Source organism: Enterobacter genomosp. S, assembly GCF_001631805.1.
GTDB classification, from domain to species: domain Bacteria; phylum Pseudomonadota; class Gammaproteobacteria; order Enterobacterales; family Enterobacteriaceae; genus Enterobacter; species Enterobacter quasihormaechei.
The window spans coordinates 146,284-160,273 of record NZ_LVVA01000020.1 but is presented as its reverse complement, the minus strand read 5'-3'; the positions used below and the strand labels follow the sequence as shown (position 1 = coordinate 160,273).

At 50.9% G+C, this 13,990-nt stretch carries 16 protein-coding genes and 1 pseudogene; 8 read left to right on the top strand and 9 right to left on the bottom strand.

Annotated elements, in window-relative coordinates; genetic code table 11:
- The first annotated feature begins 77 nt into the window (after positions 1-77).
- Positions 78-2,243 carry a type I secretion system permease/ATPase gene (locus A3466_RS15945; protein ID WP_063451381.1) on the top strand — a complete coding sequence of 722 codons (2,166 nt, stop codon included), beginning with the start codon at positions 78-80 and terminating at the stop codon, positions 2,241-2,243.
- Positions 2,240-3,415 carry an HlyD family type I secretion periplasmic adaptor subunit gene (locus A3466_RS15940; RefSeq protein ID WP_063451380.1) on the top strand — a complete coding sequence of 392 codons (1,176 nt, stop codon included), beginning with the start codon at positions 2,240-2,242 and terminating at the stop codon, positions 3,413-3,415. The genes A3466_RS15945 and A3466_RS15940 overlap by 4 nt, the downstream gene beginning before the upstream one ends.
- Before the next feature lie 33 nt (positions 3,416-3,448).
- Here the strand turns inward: A3466_RS15940 and A3466_RS15935 are convergent, their stop codons facing one another.
- Positions 3,449-4,333 carry a hypothetical protein gene (locus A3466_RS15935; protein WP_063451379.1) on the bottom strand — a complete coding sequence of 295 codons (885 nt, stop codon included), beginning with the start codon at positions 4,331-4,333 and terminating at the stop codon, positions 3,449-3,451.
- 285 nt (positions 4,334-4,618) lie between these two features.
- Between A3466_RS15935 and A3466_RS15930 the strand changes: the two genes are divergently transcribed.
- Positions 4,619-6,076 (top strand): EAL domain-containing protein, encoded by a 1,458-nt coding sequence (locus tag A3466_RS15930; protein ID WP_063451378.1) that lies wholly within the window; start codon positions 4,619-4,621, stop codon positions 6,074-6,076.
- Positions 6,077-6,160: 84 nt separating this feature from the next.
- Here A3466_RS15930 and A3466_RS15925 read toward each other — a convergent pair whose 3' ends face one another.
- From A3466_RS15925 to A3466_RS15905, 5 genes are all read right to left on the bottom strand, one after another.
- Positions 6,161-6,439 carry a biofilm development regulator YmgB/AriR family protein gene (locus tag A3466_RS15925; RefSeq protein WP_074161053.1) on the bottom strand — a complete coding sequence of 93 codons (279 nt, stop codon included), beginning with the start codon at positions 6,437-6,439 and terminating at the stop codon, positions 6,161-6,163.
- A 23-nt stretch (positions 6,440-6,462) separates the two neighbouring features.
- Positions 6,463-6,762, bottom strand: coding sequence for a hypothetical protein (locus A3466_RS15920; protein WP_063451376.1), 300 nt, complete (start codon positions 6,760-6,762; stop codon positions 6,463-6,465).
- Between the two features lie 118 nt (positions 6,763-6,880).
- Complete coding sequence (ycgZ, locus tag A3466_RS15915; RefSeq protein ID WP_003857265.1) at positions 6,881-7,120, bottom strand: regulatory protein YcgZ; 240 nt, start codon at positions 7,118-7,120, stop codon at positions 6,881-6,883.
- Between the two features lie 187 nt (positions 7,121-7,307).
- Positions 7,308-7,580 carry a DUF883 family protein gene (locus A3466_RS15910; protein ID WP_003857263.1) on the bottom strand — a complete coding sequence of 91 codons (273 nt, stop codon included), beginning with the start codon at positions 7,578-7,580 and terminating at the stop codon, positions 7,308-7,310.
- 188 nt (positions 7,581-7,768) lie between these two features.
- A complete protein-coding gene (locus tag A3466_RS15905; RefSeq protein ID WP_063451375.1) occupies positions 7,769-8,374 on the bottom strand; it encodes a hypothetical protein in 606 nt (201 codons plus the stop codon).
- Between the two features lie 229 nt (positions 8,375-8,603).
- Between A3466_RS15905 and A3466_RS22490 the strand changes: the two genes are divergently transcribed.
- Entirely contained in the window at positions 8,604-8,960 is a 357-nt protein-coding gene (locus A3466_RS22490) for a DUF4440 domain-containing protein (RefSeq protein WP_074161052.1), read from the top strand.
- Positions 8,961-9,084: 124 nt separating this feature from the next.
- Here the strand turns inward: A3466_RS22490 and A3466_RS15900 are convergent, their stop codons facing one another.
- From A3466_RS15900 to A3466_RS15895, 3 genes and pseudogenes are all read right to left on the bottom strand, one after another.
- Entirely contained in the window at positions 9,085-9,441 is a 357-nt protein-coding gene (locus tag A3466_RS15900) for an ASCH domain-containing protein (RefSeq protein ID WP_063451374.1), read from the bottom strand.
- Between the two features lie 217 nt (positions 9,442-9,658).
- A pseudogene (locus tag A3466_RS23725) lies at positions 9,659-9,772 on the bottom strand (GNAT family N-acetyltransferase); the annotation flags it as partial.
- A 93-nt stretch (positions 9,773-9,865) separates the two neighbouring features.
- Positions 9,866-10,468 carry a helix-turn-helix domain-containing protein gene (locus A3466_RS15895; protein WP_063451373.1) on the bottom strand — a complete coding sequence of 201 codons (603 nt, stop codon included), beginning with the start codon at positions 10,466-10,468 and terminating at the stop codon, positions 9,866-9,868.
- A 43-nt stretch (positions 10,469-10,511) separates the two neighbouring features.
- Here A3466_RS15895 and A3466_RS15890 point away from each other — a divergent pair, with 43 nt between their 5' ends.
- The 4 genes from A3466_RS15890 to A3466_RS15875 all read left to right on the top strand — a co-directional run bounded on the left by A3466_RS15890 (position 10,512) and on the right by A3466_RS15875 (position 13,900).
- Complete coding sequence (locus A3466_RS15890) at positions 10,512-11,207, top strand: B3/B4 domain-containing protein (protein WP_063451372.1); 696 nt, start codon at positions 10,512-10,514, stop codon at positions 11,205-11,207.
- A 21-nt stretch (positions 11,208-11,228) separates the two neighbouring features.
- A complete protein-coding gene (locus A3466_RS15885; RefSeq protein WP_063451371.1) occupies positions 11,229-12,122 on the top strand; it encodes a dihydrodipicolinate synthase family protein in 894 nt (297 codons plus the stop codon).
- 351 nt (positions 12,123-12,473) lie between these two features.
- Positions 12,474-12,749 (top strand): metal/formaldehyde-sensitive transcriptional repressor, encoded by a 276-nt coding sequence (locus A3466_RS15880; RefSeq protein WP_063451370.1) that lies wholly within the window; start codon positions 12,474-12,476, stop codon positions 12,747-12,749.
- 32 nt (positions 12,750-12,781) lie between these two features.
- Positions 12,782-13,900 carry an S-(hydroxymethyl)glutathione dehydrogenase/class III alcohol dehydrogenase gene (locus tag A3466_RS15875; RefSeq protein ID WP_063451369.1) on the top strand — a complete coding sequence of 373 codons (1,119 nt, stop codon included), beginning with the start codon at positions 12,782-12,784 and terminating at the stop codon, positions 13,898-13,900.
- The last annotated feature ends 90 nt before the right edge of the window (positions 13,901-13,990 follow it).

The window sequence follows — 13,990 nt, the reverse complement described above, 5'->3', positions numbered from 1 at the left end:
AAAGCGTTCCGTTTTAAATCATTCCGTAAAGGTATCATTTCAGGACGAAATTACCGCCCTGAACAGGACGTAGCATTATGAAGACACATCCACAGTACGAACCCTGGTTGCAGGGCATGCTTATCATCGCGAAGTATTATCGGCTGGATTTTTCGGCAGAGCATGTTCGGGTCACGATTAACCATGAAAGTCAGTCTCCGCGCCAGCTGGTGCTGGAAGAGATGGCGCGCCAGCTTGGGCTGGGGATGCGTTGGGTGGCGGCTGAAGCCGTATCGCTCGATCCGTGGCGTTTACCGCTGCTGGCGGAGTTCACCGGCGGGCAAATCGCGGTCATCAACCGTATGGACAACGAAGGAAACGTCAGCGTGCAGTTCAGCGGCGACGGCGGCCTGGAGACGACGCTGACGCGCGACGAGCTCAGTTCGCGCTTAAAGGGGCTGATGGTATTGCGACCGCTGGAGTCCACGCCGGACGTGCGGGTGGATGATTACATCAAACCCTTTAAGAAAAACTGGTTCTGGCAGCTGGCGCTGAAAGACTGGCGACGTTACGGCGACATCATGCTGGTGGCGCTGGTCGCCAACGTGCTGGCGCTTTCCGGCATGGTCTTTTCCATGCAGGTGTATGACAGGGTGGTGCCGTCGCAGTCGGAAGCCACGCTGTGGGTACTGTTTGGCGGCGTGATGATCGCCATCGTGTTTGAATTCATCATGCGGATGCTGCGTGTGCATATTTCGGACGTGGTGGGGAAGCGCGCCGACCTGCGAATTTCCGAGCGCGTGTTTGCCCACGCGCTGCGGATCAAAAACGGCGCGCGGTCAAAATCGACAGGGTCGTTTATCGCCCAGATCCGCGAGCTGGAGTCGGTGCGTGAGCTGATCACCTCCACCACCATTGCGGCCATCTCCGATCTGCCGTTCTTCCTGCTGTTTGTTTTCATTCTGTGGATGATTGGCGGCCCGCTGGTCCTGGTCGTTCTGCTGGCCGTGCCGCTGCTGCTTATTCCCGGCCTGCTGGTACAGCGCCCGCTGGGAAAACTTTCCAGCGAAGGGATGCGAGAATCTGCCATTCGTAACGCCACGCTGGTGGAAGCGGTGCAGGGCCTTGAAGACATCAAGCTGATGCGCGCCGAGCAGCGGTTCCAGAACCAGTGGAATAACACCAATGACGTGGCCGCGAGCGTCGGCATGAAACAGCGCTGGCTGACGGGGCTGCTGCTGACCTGGACCCAGGAGGTGCAGTCTATCGTCTACGCCGTGGTGCTGCTGGTGGGCTGTTACCTTGTCATCAGTGGCGACATGACCACCGGTGCGCTGGTGGGAACCTCGATTCTTGCGTCCCGCACCATCGCGCCCCTGTCGCAGATTTCTGGCGTGTTGTCGCGCTGGCAGTCGGCAAAGGTGGCCCGAAAGGGGCTGGACGACCTGATGCAGCGCCCGATTGACGATCCCCAGCACGGAAAGAAGGTGCACAAAGCCAACCTGCGCGGGGATTACCGGCTGGAAGACGTCGGCTTCTACTATGACGAAGAAGAGAAACTCACCGTGCTGAACATCAGCAAGCTGCACCTTCGCGCCGGTGAGCGCGTGGCGGTGCTCGGGCGTAATGGTTCCGGAAAAAGCACCTTGCTGCATTTGCTGGCCGGCATGCAGGAGCCGCAGCAGGGCAGTATTTTGCTGGACGATATTGCCCTGAATCACCTTGACCCGGCTGACGTGCGCCGCGACATGCAACTGCTCAGCCAGCAGGCGCGGCTGTTCTTCGGCTCCGTGCGTGACAATATCCTGATGGGCAATCCGCTGGCGACAGACGAGGAAATCCATCAGGCGCTGGTCAACAGCGGCGCGCTGGAGTTTGTGCGCAAACAGAAAATGGGGCTGAACTATATCATCAACGAAGGGGGAGCTGGGCTTTCAGGCGGACAGCGTCAGGCGCTGCTGCTGGCCCGCGCGCTGATAACCTCGCCGAACATTCTGCTGCTGGATGAACCCACCGCCTGGCTGGATGAGGTCAGCGAGAAGCAGTTTATTCAGCACCTGCACCAGTGGCTGGGCAAGCGTCGGACGCTGGTGGTGGCGACGCATCGTCTGCCGATCCTGGACCTGGTTGACCGCATCATCGTCCTGGAAAACGGCAGCGTGGTGATGGACGGACCACGTGATGCCATTTTGCGCCAGCACGGAATGGCCCCGCAGCGGGCGCCACAGCGCACCGTCAAACTGAAAACGGAGGGCGTGGCATGAATGATTTCTCCCGCTTTAACAGCCGTCTGAAGGAACCCCGTCTGCCGCGTTCATCGCTGGTGGCATGGACGTTGTTCGCGTTGCTTGCGGTATTTATCATCTGGGCCAGCCTGTTCGAACTGGATGAGGTCACTACGGGCAGCGGCAAGGTGATCCCGTCCTCCCACGAGCAGGTGATTCAGTCCCTGGAAGGCGGCATTATTCACAGACTGCTGGTTCACGAAGGCGATATCGTCGAGCGCGGTCAGCAGCTTGCGCAGCTCGACCGCACCAAAACCGAATCCAGCGTGCTGGAAAGTGAATCCCGGTTAAACGCCGCGCTGGCCACCGCCGCGCGCCTGAAGGCCGAAGTTAACGACACGGAGCTGACCTTCCCGGCGGAGCTGGATGATGACGTCGAACTGGTTAAGCAGGAAACGGCGCTTTATCAGTCACGCCGCGAGAGCCTGGAGAAAGGTCTGGCCGGTTTGCGTCAGGGCGCGGAGCTGGTGCAGCGCGAGCTGGCGTTGACCCGTCCGCTGGTGGTTCAGGGCGCAGCCAGCAAAGTGGAGGTGTTACGTCTTGAGCGCCAGAAGAACGAGCTTGAGAATAAAATTACCGAGATGAAAAACCAGTATTACGTCCGCGCGCGCGAAGAGCTGGCGAAGGCGAATGCGGAGATCGAAGCCCAGCGTTCCGTCATGAAAGGGCGCGAAGACTCGCTGACCCGCTTAACGTTCAATGCCCCGGTGCGCGGCATCGTAAAGGACATTGACGTCACGACGGTGGGCGGGGTAATCCCGCCGAACGGCAAGCTGATGAGCCTGGTGCCGCTTGACGATCGGATGGTCATCGAAGCGAAAATCTCGCCGCGCGACGTGGCGTTTATCCATCCTGGACAAAAAGCGCTGGTGAAAATTACCGCTTACGACTACTCCATCTATGGCGGGCTGGAAGGTCAGGTGACGATGATCTCCCCGGATACCCTTCAGGATGAGGTGAAACGGGATGTTTATTATTATCGCGTTTACATCCGTACAGACAGTAACCATCTGACGAACAAGCAGGGCAAAGCCTTTCCGGTTTTCCCGGGCATGATAGCCACGGTCGATATCAAAACCGGCAGTAAATCGGTCCTCGATTATCTGTTGAAACCGTTGAATAAGGCAAAAGAGGCGCTGCGCGAGAGATAAAAAAGGCGTTCAGTAAACCGAACGCCGGTCAGATTAGAGTGAAGGCGTCATGTTAAGAGCATGGCGCCGTTCTTTCGGTACCACGTTGATGTAATGCGTGACGTACGCAAAATAGAGTCCGGTATAATTTTCGACAAGCTCGATAAAGGCCGGATAAACCGACATCCGGCCATCGCCGCGATCTTTAAGATAACCTGCCTCCTGCGCCGATTTGATAATCCGGTTAACATGAATACGCGAAACGAAAAATTCTTTTGCCAGCGTGCTGGCTGAATACGCTATCGTGGCGCCGTGTGCGGTTTTATTTTTAATGGCCTGCAAATAGAGATAAAGCATAATCATTCGGCCACCATCTTTATCGATGAACAAGCCTACCTCCGGAAGCACTTTTTTGAATGTTAATCCGCGGAAAAGATATTCTGCGGCGCGCCGGAAAAAGTTGTGCCTCAGAATGTCATTGTCTAAAAGATTAACATCAATATTAAATGCCGGATAAAGAATGCTAACAGGGGTAAACGCTCCGGACATATAGCGCTTAAGCTCATCCAGCCCTTTTTCCGTAGGCGCGATTTTTGTTTTTCGACGATCTTCGGTACAACGCCAGGTCTTAATTCGCCCGGTGGTTTTAAGTATGGTGATGATCGCAATAACGCTGTTAGGACTGGCAATATTATAACGAGAGCATAGCGTCTTAATCTCGGAAACCGATTCAGCCTGATTACCAAAAACAAAACAACACATTGACAGTATTATGTTGAACCGTGATTCCTGAAGCATCGTTTTGTAGAATAAGGGCTGTTTTTTATAAATGGCGTCATTGATTCTGTAGTGTTCTCTTATAGCTTCACTAAATCGCGGGTTGTTTTTAATGACATCCCGTCGATGTAGCAAAGCTCTGGATGAGATGTGATTATCCATAGCATTTTCTCTTTTTTGTCCGAGCCGATGAGATGAAGTATCCGGTCTTCTTTTTCGGAATTTTCATTATACCTTGAGAAAGTCCTATTTACTGTCGTTATATGCAAAGAAAGTAATATTTATGATGCATATGGATGAGCCGGTTGATTAACGCAAAGATGTTCCTGCGTTTAACAATGATAACGGTTTATTAACCAAAGGGGGTGCGGTAACATTATTCAATGCGACAAAAAGATTGGTTTTCATCACACGCGGGAATGATGTTTATATTCTCAGGAGCAGGTTATGTCTCAAACTTTACCTTTTATGCAGGGTGCTTGCTACAAGCAACGATTTGTTATTTCAGCCTGCGGTTTCACCTTCGAGGGGTATAGCTTGCTCCTTAAGTCTTGTGGCGTAAACGTCACGCGGCTTCATTTCGAAGAGGATGAAATATGTTCTGCTGATGTTGAAAAAATGATGGAAAATCAATCGCCTGAGGTTTCCGTCTTTCTGGGTCGTGACGTTGCTGCCTTTCTTGAAAGCCTCAAGCGGCTGGTGTCCGTTCTGAATGCACTGCCGGTTATATGCAACGTCACCCTGTATGGTGCAATACCTGAGCGATGGCTTTATGCAACGTTGAGAAGTCTCGTTACTAATACGAAAAAGCTTTCTACTATCCGGATAGCGAATATTACAGAAATAATAGGCTGTGTAAAAAATAATGCAGACATGCGCACCGACCCATTACGCTTGCTGCGTAACGTACCGAATAAAGAGGATAAAAAAAGTCTGCATGGTTTAACACATCGCGAGTTAACCGTATTGCTGAATTTTTATCGGGGCGTGTCGATAAAAGAGCAGTGTGAAAGGTTAGGGCTGTCAGATAAAACGATTTATACCCATCGGAAGGTAGGTTTAGGTAAATTGTATCTTATTCGGGTATGGTTTAGCGACGCTCGCGTATTCAGGAATGAAGTCTGTGCATTAAAGAATAAATCACAGGCTTTTTCGGAGGCGGAAATAGACATATTGCAGGCGTTACATAAGCGGGAAATCTTTGCGGCTTATCAAATTATTACTGATGGCGATAAAAAAGGCGTTGGATTTGAAATCCTGCTGCGCTGGAATAAAAACGGTCAGATCCTGAAACCCGCCCATTTTCTGGGAGGCGTAAAACATAGTGAAATATGGCTCAAACTGACGGCGCTTGTTATCCATGCGGCTGTGTCGGGTATCAATAAATATAATGGGAAATATTATTTTTCGGTTAACATTCCTCCCCAGCTTGCTTCGGGAAATGCGCTGCCGGGGATGGCAAAAAAGGCCGTCGAAATGTTACTCAAACCGCACTGGGCCGGGAAGTTGGTCTTCGAACTCGCTGAAACGATAGACGTGACAAAGGATAAAAATATTCCCGAAACGCTCAAGCGTTTACGCGCCGAGGGTTGTCGGCTTTTTCTGGATGACTGTTTTTCAAAATATCATGCTATATTGCCCATCAGACAGATTAATGTCGATGGACTGAAGCTTGACCGCGATATTGTTGAGCACTTTATGGCTAACGATAAAGACTATAGCATTATAAAAGCGATACAGGTTTATAGTGACATGACGGGAACCGAATGCATTGCGGAAGGCGTCGATAGCGAGGAAAAATTTCAAAAACTTGTCGCGTTAGGCGTTAAGCGATTTCAGGGGTATTACCTTTCACGGGCAGTGAAAGAAGAGGAGCTGGATCGGATGGTACGGTTATTCAGTTAATCGCCTCATTATGCAGGTGGTACGACATACTTAAGTATTCGACCACCCGCAAACACAGTCACTCACCGTCGTAATAATGACTTCTCAGATATCATCGCGAGTAAAACCGACAACAATTTCAAGCGTGTTACGAATGACATCGCAGGCTTCAGGCTCTTCGGTGATTTCCAGAGCGTGAATCAGTTGCAGAATAATCTCTTTATTCGAGAGATTGTCACCGGTAAGCAGAATACAGCGTATTGCTGAGCCCAACACTTCAGCCTCACCACTCAGATGCCTTCCGGCATTAAGGAAATGTTCTGCCAGTCCTTTATCGTGCAGTGCTTCGAAATTATACGTCTGCTGCGTCATCGCTTTACTCATGGTGGTCACCGTGTCGGTTAAAATTAGTGTTTCTTGTCTGGTGTCAGAAGCGTAGTGTGGCTGAAGAGAGAACGCATGCGACCAATTTCATAGTCGCCCATCACTCTTCCTCGATCGTGCGTTACGCCGGTTACCCGCTGGCGCACTTCATCTTCAGCAGCAATCAATGCATTTTTACGTTCATCATTTGATTCAACGTTAGCCATTGCCCGCAGGCGATTAGCAAGAGACGCAAAGGTAATGGGTCCGTTCTCTTTTATGATGGATAAAACGGCCTCACCGATAAGGTCATCCTTAAGTCGTTCAAATTTAGTTCTATGCATAGCTTCAATCTCACTCTGCTACACGCGCCAGGCTGTAGCATGGGGTTAGTCATCGCATCCAGAGTCTCTATTCTCACTCAGCATGACTAACTTAGTAAGTTAAAAAACAGTGTTCAGGTTAACGCTCGAAGAAGAGGGCAATCAGACCGTTATAGTGCGCTTTTTCAACGTCAGACGTTGATTCTTCGATTCTGCGCAACAGCTTTGTACAAATTGTCATTCTGCTCAATTGTACATTTTCTTTGATGATCTCACTGACGATGGCACCAAGGGTTTCCTGCTGTGTTGGCACGTTATCCTTGTTAAAATACAGAGTAATAGCGCTTTCTGCTGTTGAAGGAGCATGGTTGCGACGCATAATTTTCCACCGTTGACAAACAATTTTGTAACATCACTGGCATCGAATTTATACCATTCAGTTAAATCTGTACACATAAATTGTACAAGTTTTTCGCCGAGGTCGGACTTTCGCCATGAGAACTATCAAAATTAGGGGGGAGTAAGCGGTAAAAGAGGGGAAAGAAAAGGCCCCGAAGGGCCTGAAATTATTTACGTCCCAACAGAAGTCCCAGAACGATACCTACCGCACCCGCAGCGATTAAGCCCGTTAGCGGGTTGTTCCTGACGGCTTCAGTGACGTCCGAGACGGCGTCACTGGCCTGGGCAGCATATTTTTTCGCAGCACCTTTCACCTGGTGTTTAGGCGAATCAACGAATTCACCAAACTGCTGCTGTGCAGAGCCGGACAATTCATCAAGTTTGTTTTTGGCTTTATCGCCAGCGTATTGTGCGTTTTTATCAGTGTCGAAATCAGACATTCTTACCTCCTTTTGTTGATAGTCTAAGGATAGCCGCTGTTTGCAAGAGTGAGAGGGAATTCACTAAAATCGGCATACGATGACTCATTTTTAGGATATGTCTTTCTTACACCGCCACCATGACTTCCGAAGGGAGAAGTTGATGGATATTTCCCTCGCCGTCTTTTTATACGCAGCGGGAAGAGGGATTATTTCCGGCGTTCGTTAGCGCGAAAGGTAACGTAATAGCCAAAGGATGCGGCCAGGCACAGCATATAGCCGAACGATTCCGAACCTTCCTCTACCGCGTTTTTCACGACACGAATATAGCCATGCTCCAGGATGGTGTGCCACAGCGCCTGCATGCCAAAGAGTCGCGAGAAGACCAGCACGGCCAGCAGGCCGCTCAACAAAATGCCATACCAGGGGGACTGGGTGTATTTTGCCAGCTGTTCCAGGGTAGCGCGAATATGCATAACGGGACGAATTAAGGCCAGCAGAGCGGTAATGAGGGCGAACCATACCCAGCTCCCGTGAGCAAGAAGATCAAAAAGCGCATCAAGTTCCCGAATTAACATCGTCAGGAAAAATCCGCCCACCAGAATATTGCAGTAACGCATGGATTCGTCCATTTTTGCCAGACGAAAATGGATAAAGACGATGGTCGCTAATACCGTTTCCTGCATAATTTCCGTTAGTGATAATTCCGGAATATCATGACCAACAAACCGCATATCAACCCAAAGACACAGTATAATAAGTGCGCAAGCTGCCGCCGCGCCAACGAAGAATAAAAAGCTTTTTAGTACAATCATTAACACCACCATTTTGTTTGTAGCAGGTATGTTAGGTGACGAGAATGTTATTTCTGTTCACATCGTGCCATATAAGTGCAGATTTTTAACATTTTGAGCTAAATAGGGTCGGTAGCGGCGTGCCGAGGCAGAAATGAGCGGAAGAGTCCTCTTTGCGCCAGCAGCAGGCATTGCTTTCCAGCGATCATTGTCCTAAAAGTTAATAACCCAATATAAGAAGGACGATTCTATGCTCCTTGAGAGACTGAAAAGCCTTGAATGTTCTCTTCATGGTAACAAGCGGAACGATCGGGAATGGCTTGAGCATATACTTCATGAGGAATTTCGAGAGATAACGCGATCCGGCAAGTTAGTTGATCGGCAAGAAACAATAGCGGCACTTACTACTGAATATAACAGGCCTGTGATTCACAGTAGCGAGTTTACACTTATTATTGTGAGAATTAATTTCGCAATATTGCATTACAGGACTTTTGATCCAGATGGCAGTAATGCCTCTCTTCGTTCTTCATGCTGGGAGATGGGCGGAAATGGCCAATGGCAGTTAGTATTCCATCAGGGAACTCCTGAGCCGAAAGACGTTTAGCTGCAAAATACAACGGCCGCTTCTCGCTCAAAGTAGACTTTCAGTCCGGCCAGAAGGTCTGATGAAGGCCAGAAGCAGACCTTCAGGAAAAAGGTAATAGATAAACATCAGCAAATTTTTCCGATTACAGCACTTCTACCACTTCGAATTCTTCTGCGATCAATTCCATATCTTCAGAAAAATGACCTTCACAGTTGAAAAATCGCTGATGCTCTTTCTGCCAGTATTCAAGACTTAAATCGCCTTCACCTTCTTTGCGCGCGAACTCCTCATTTACATCGCAAAAACGCACAAGTTGCAGCGAAACCAACCGGATCACGCATACCGGGACATGCTGACCATCAAGAATAATGTTATAGCTGCCAATCCTCGGAGCAGACCCATCCTGCTTGTAAGAGGCATAAGATCCACAAGAGGCTGTTTTTATTCCTTTCTTAATCAGGTCCGCAAGCTCGCTTGCCAGTTCTGGACTGTCACCCATTTGCCAGACCCCTGCGCCTGGATACTTAATTGCTATTTCCTTAACCACTCATACTCCTGCCTAACCGTTGATAAAAAACGTAATAACGGTTTTAGCATGGATTACATGAACATTAAAAGTGATACGTTAGTTCAGAAAATGTGGTCCGCTTCTCGTTTAAAGCAGACCTTCAATCCGGACAGATGGTCTGCTGAATGTCAGGAGCGGACGTCATATGTTCATTCAGCCAACAGGCAGGACCCCTTTTCTGATAATCATTTAGCACGTAGACGTCACACAAATAACGAAAAATGGCATAGTCTGTGACCAGACGGGCGAAGCCTATTTGTTTTTAGTAAAACCCAGATGGTGATTTTTCACCGAATTTTTTCCTTCTGGACTACTTGTGATGAGCAGCAGTGCTATCCTCTTTATCGGGGAATGCTCAGGATGCTTTCTCATGCACTGTCATGATGAATACCAATGATTCCTTCTCCCGGTTTTCATAAAAATGAGGAACGTCCGTTCTGGCGGTTGCCGAACAACCAGTTTTTACCCGATACACGTGATCCTGTACGCCGAGTGTGAGCGTGCCTGACTGAACATAAAACAGTTCCAGCGTTCCTTCCGTGTGGCCCGGTGATGCAAACTTTTCTCCCGGCTGCATTTCCCACATCCAGAGCTCGTTCATATCAGGGCCACCCGATCCTGCGAGCAATCTTGCTCTCCCGCCTTTTTCACCTTTCCACAATTCAGGGATCTCATCTTCAGCAATGAGATGCACGGTCGGTTTGGCACTGACATCCACAAAATCAGCCACCGAAACCCCCATCGCGGCAGCCAGGCGACATAACAGGGCAATGCTGGGATTCGCCCGACATCCCTCTATCTCAACCAACGCTCCTTTACTTACACCCGCCTGACGCGAGAGTTCATCCAGGGATATTTTCTTTTGCTTACGATACAGCTTAATTCGCTGCGATACGGCTTCGTTGACGGAGCTGGCGATCGAACTCGCGTCGGTCATTAAATTGACTTTTTTGGTCATTGGTCATTATTATGGAATAAATTGGTCATTACAGGATTATCACGTGTTAACCGTATCTCCGTCAATTGCCCCTGAAATTTACCGTATTGCTCCCGGTTTTCGGGCGCTCAGTATCTGCGTAGAAGCTGCGCCAGTGCTTAATCCCTGCACTGGAGAAACGGCGCTACGAGGCGCCTGTGAGGCGGTTCTGGCCGGTGAGCCTGAATGGGCGGAATCTCATCTGGCCGCATGGGCCGACGTTTTTCAAAAATTCGGTGCGAAACCTAAACGCACCCCTTGCTCAGCTGATGCGTTACGTAGACGCGTATTGCGTGACGGAACTATGCCTGCGCTAGATCCTATCGTGGATCTTTATAATGCCGTAAGTCTCCGCTATGCCGTTCCGGTTGGTGGAGAGAATCTCTCTGCCTATCAGGGGGCGCCGCGTCTGACTGTGGCAAAAGGAACAGAGCCTTTTGATACCATTAAAGAAGGAGAGACCTTCGTTGAACATGCTTCACAAGGCGAGGTTATCTGGTGCGATGATATCGGCGTGACCTGCCGTCGCTGGAACTGGCGACAGGGGATCAGAACCCGCTTAGGCGTGGAAGCGCAGCATATGTGGTTCATTCTGGAGAGTCTCCCGCAGATGCCGCTGGAGACGCTTTACGAAGCCGGGAAAATGCTGACCGACGGCCTGGAAAAAATGATGCCCGGTTTGTGGTTCGACGTTGCTCTCATCCAGGAACAACACCAGTAATATCATTCAGGAACAACATGTATGTTTAACGGCTTGTCGGCATTTCCACTAACCCCAGTCACCGACGGCGGCGTGGATGAAAAGGGTTTCAGCCATATTCTTTCCCGTCTTACTGACGCCCGGGTTGATTCTATGGCCGTCCTGGGTTCAACCGGAAGCTACGCCTACCTGACCCGGGAGCAGCGCAAGCGCGTAGCAGCGCTGGCAAAACAGCATGCGGGGAACATTCCCGTGATGGTGTGTGTGGGAGCGGTCAGTACCGATGACATTCTGCATCTGGCAGATGATGCACAGGCGGCTGGCGCTAATGCACTATTACTTCCGGCGGTCAGCTACCAGCCACTCCGTGACGAAGAAGTGTTCTCACTCTTTGAGACCGTTACCCGGCACGTGTCTGTACCGGTGTGTATCTATGATAACCCGGGCACGACGCATTTTACCTTTACGGATAAACTCCACGGTCGTCTCTCATCACTTGAGGGGGTTCGCTCGGTCAAGATCCCTGGCGTACCGGATAGCCCCGATGCAGCGACTGAGCGGGTAAAGGCGTTACGTCAACATCTGCGCCCTGGCGTAACAATCGGTATCAGTGGCGACGCTTATGCGGGACTGGGACTTAACGCCGGTTGTGAAGTGTGGTATTCGGTGTGTGGCGGTCTTTTCCCTGAGATAGCGAAACAAATCACTGAAGCCGCGGCGGCCAACGATCGTCAACGCGTTACGGCCCTGACAACCCGCCTTGAGCCGTTGTGGTCGCTGTTTCGTGAACATGGCGGCAGTATTCGCGTTATTGCCGCTGCTGCTGGCGTGCTTGGGCTTACCGACATGGATTGCCTGCCTCGACCTTTGCAGCCGTTGTCAGCTGCCGCCATCGCGGATATTGCCCATGTGATAAGCACGCTGGAACTGAAGTGATCTCTCCGCAGGACGGGTAGTCTACCGGTCCTTTTGCAATAACCTCTTCAGGTCCGCTTCTCACTCAAAGCGGACATGATAGCTCGAATCTCTTCTGCTTATTTTCCGTCTATGTCCTGACGCATCCGCTCGCGTGAAATGATGACGCCGCTCATGGAAATTGCAAAATGGCGCTAATGAAGCTGGAAAAAGCCAGGTAAAAGAATGATTTTTGGGGCAGGTAAAAGTCCCTTTATGTCCGAGATTATCTTATTACTTTTGCGCTCACGACTTGCTACCCTCACAAAACTTCATGTTTACATTAACTTTCCATAGTGGATACAATACCCCCCTATAGTATCAGGAGGGCGTATGCCGCATTCACCCGAAGATAAAAAACGTATTCTGACCCGCGTCCGCCGCATTCGAGGCCAGGTTGATGCCCTTGAGCGCGCGCTGGAGTCGGGCGAGCCCTGTCTCGCCATTTTGCAGCAAATCGCCGCCGTGCGCGGTGCTGCGAATGGCCTGATGGGGGAAATGGTCGAAATTCACCTCAAAGATGAGCTGGTGACGGGGGAGACGACCCCGGATCAGCGGGCAGTTCGGATGGCGGAAGTCGGCCATTTGCTGCGCTCTTATCTAAAATAAACCCACACACCTCACAACAAGGGAAAGACATCATGAAATCTCGCGCAGCCGTCGCGTTCGGCCCAGGCCAGCCGCTGAAAATCGTTGAAATTGATGTTGCTCCGCCCAAGAAAGGCGAAGTGCTGATCAAAATTACCCACACCGGCGTCTGCCATACCGATGCGTTTACCCTCTCCGGTGACGATCCGGAAGGCGTATTCCCGGCGGTCCTCGGCCACGAAGGGGGCGGTGTGGTGGTGGAAGTGGGTGAAGGCGTCTCCAGCCTGAAACCCGGCGACCACGTGATCCCACTGTACACCGCAGAGTGCGGCGAATGTAAGTTCTGCAAGTCAGGCAAAACGAACCTCTGTCAGGCCGTGCGCGCCACGCAGGGCAAGGGGCTTATGCCGGACGGCACCACCCGTTTCTCCTACAACGGTGAGCCTGTTTATCACTACATGGGTACCAGCACATTCAGCGAATACACGGTGTGCGCCGAGATCTCGCTGGCGAAAGTTAACCCGCAGGCCCCGCTGGATAAAGTTTGTCTGCTCGGCTGCGGCGTAACGACCGGTATTGGTGCGGTGCATAATACGGCGAAAGTGAAAGAGGGCGACACCGTGGCGGTGTTCGGCCTGGGCGGGATCGGCCTCGCGGTCATCCAGGGGGCGGTACAGGCAAAAGCCGGTCGTATCATTGCTGTGGATACCAACCCGGAGAAGTTCACGCTCGCAGGTGAAATGGGGGCGACCGATTTCATCAACCCGAAAGACTACGATAAGCCGGTTCAGGACGTGATCGTTGAGCTGACCGACGGCGGCGTGGACTTCAGTTTCGAATGTATCGGCAACGTCAACGTGATGCGCTCAGCGCTGGAGTGCTGCCATAAGGGCTGGGGCGAAAGCATTATTATCGGTGTGGCCGGCGCGGGTCAGGAGATCAAAACCCGTCCGTTCCAGCTGGTGACGGGGCGCGTATGGCGCGGTTCGGCATTTGGCGGCGTGAAGGGCCGTACTCAACTGCCTGGCATGGTTGAGGATGCGATGGTCGGCAAAATTCAGCTCGACCCGTTCATTACGCACCGCCTGCCGCTGGAACAGATCAACGAAGCTTTTGATCTGATGCATGAAGGAAAATCTATTCGTACCGTTATCCATTTCGGCGAAAACTGATTATTCTGCCAGCGGTTTTTGCCGCTGGCATTTCTTCCCCAATCTTTTCTAAAGTGTGACCTGTCTGGCGCTTTTAGGCGTAATTTTATC

What these genes read in the sequence shown, in the direction of transcription:
- A3466_RS15945 (WP_063451381.1), top strand. Translation starts at nt 78, where the DNA reads ATGAAGACACATCCACAGTACGAACCCTGGTTGCAGGGCATGCTTATC.
- A3466_RS15940 (WP_063451380.1), top strand. Translation starts at nt 2,240, where the DNA reads ATGAATGATTTCTCCCGCTTTAACAGCCGTCTGAAGGAACCCCGTCTG.
- A3466_RS15935 (WP_063451379.1), bottom strand. Translation starts at nt 4,333, where the DNA reads ATGGATAATCACATCTCATCCAGAGCTTTGCTACATCGACGGGATGTC.
- A3466_RS15930 (WP_063451378.1), top strand. Translation starts at nt 4,619, where the DNA reads ATGTCTCAAACTTTACCTTTTATGCAGGGTGCTTGCTACAAGCAACGA.
- A3466_RS15925 (WP_074161053.1), bottom strand. Translation starts at nt 6,439, where the DNA reads ATGAGTAAAGCGATGACGCAGCAGACGTATAATTTCGAAGCACTGCAC.
- A3466_RS15920 (WP_063451376.1), bottom strand. Translation starts at nt 6,762, where the DNA reads ATGCATAGAACTAAATTTGAACGACTTAAGGATGACCTTATCGGTGAG.
- ycgZ (WP_003857265.1), bottom strand. Translation starts at nt 7,120, where the DNA reads ATGCGTCGCAACCATGCTCCTTCAACAGCAGAAAGCGCTATTACTCTG.
- A3466_RS15910 (WP_003857263.1), bottom strand. Translation starts at nt 7,580, where the DNA reads ATGTCTGATTTCGACACTGATAAAAACGCACAATACGCTGGCGATAAA.
- A3466_RS15905 (WP_063451375.1), bottom strand. Translation starts at nt 8,374, where the DNA reads ATGATTGTACTAAAAAGCTTTTTATTCTTCGTTGGCGCGGCGGCAGCT.
- A3466_RS22490 (WP_074161052.1), top strand. Translation starts at nt 8,604, where the DNA reads ATGCTCCTTGAGAGACTGAAAAGCCTTGAATGTTCTCTTCATGGTAAC.
- A3466_RS15900 (WP_063451374.1), bottom strand. Translation starts at nt 9,441, where the DNA reads ATGGGTGACAGTCCAGAACTGGCAAGCGAGCTTGCGGACCTGATTAAG.
- A3466_RS15895 (WP_063451373.1), bottom strand. Translation starts at nt 10,468, where the DNA reads ATGACCAAAAAAGTCAATTTAATGACCGACGCGAGTTCGATCGCCAGC.
- A3466_RS15885 (WP_063451371.1), top strand. Translation starts at nt 11,229, where the DNA reads ATGTTTAACGGCTTGTCGGCATTTCCACTAACCCCAGTCACCGACGGC.
- A3466_RS15880 (WP_063451370.1), top strand. Translation starts at nt 12,474, where the DNA reads ATGCCGCATTCACCCGAAGATAAAAAACGTATTCTGACCCGCGTCCGC.
- A3466_RS15875 (WP_063451369.1), top strand. Translation starts at nt 12,782, where the DNA reads ATGAAATCTCGCGCAGCCGTCGCGTTCGGCCCAGGCCAGCCGCTGAAA.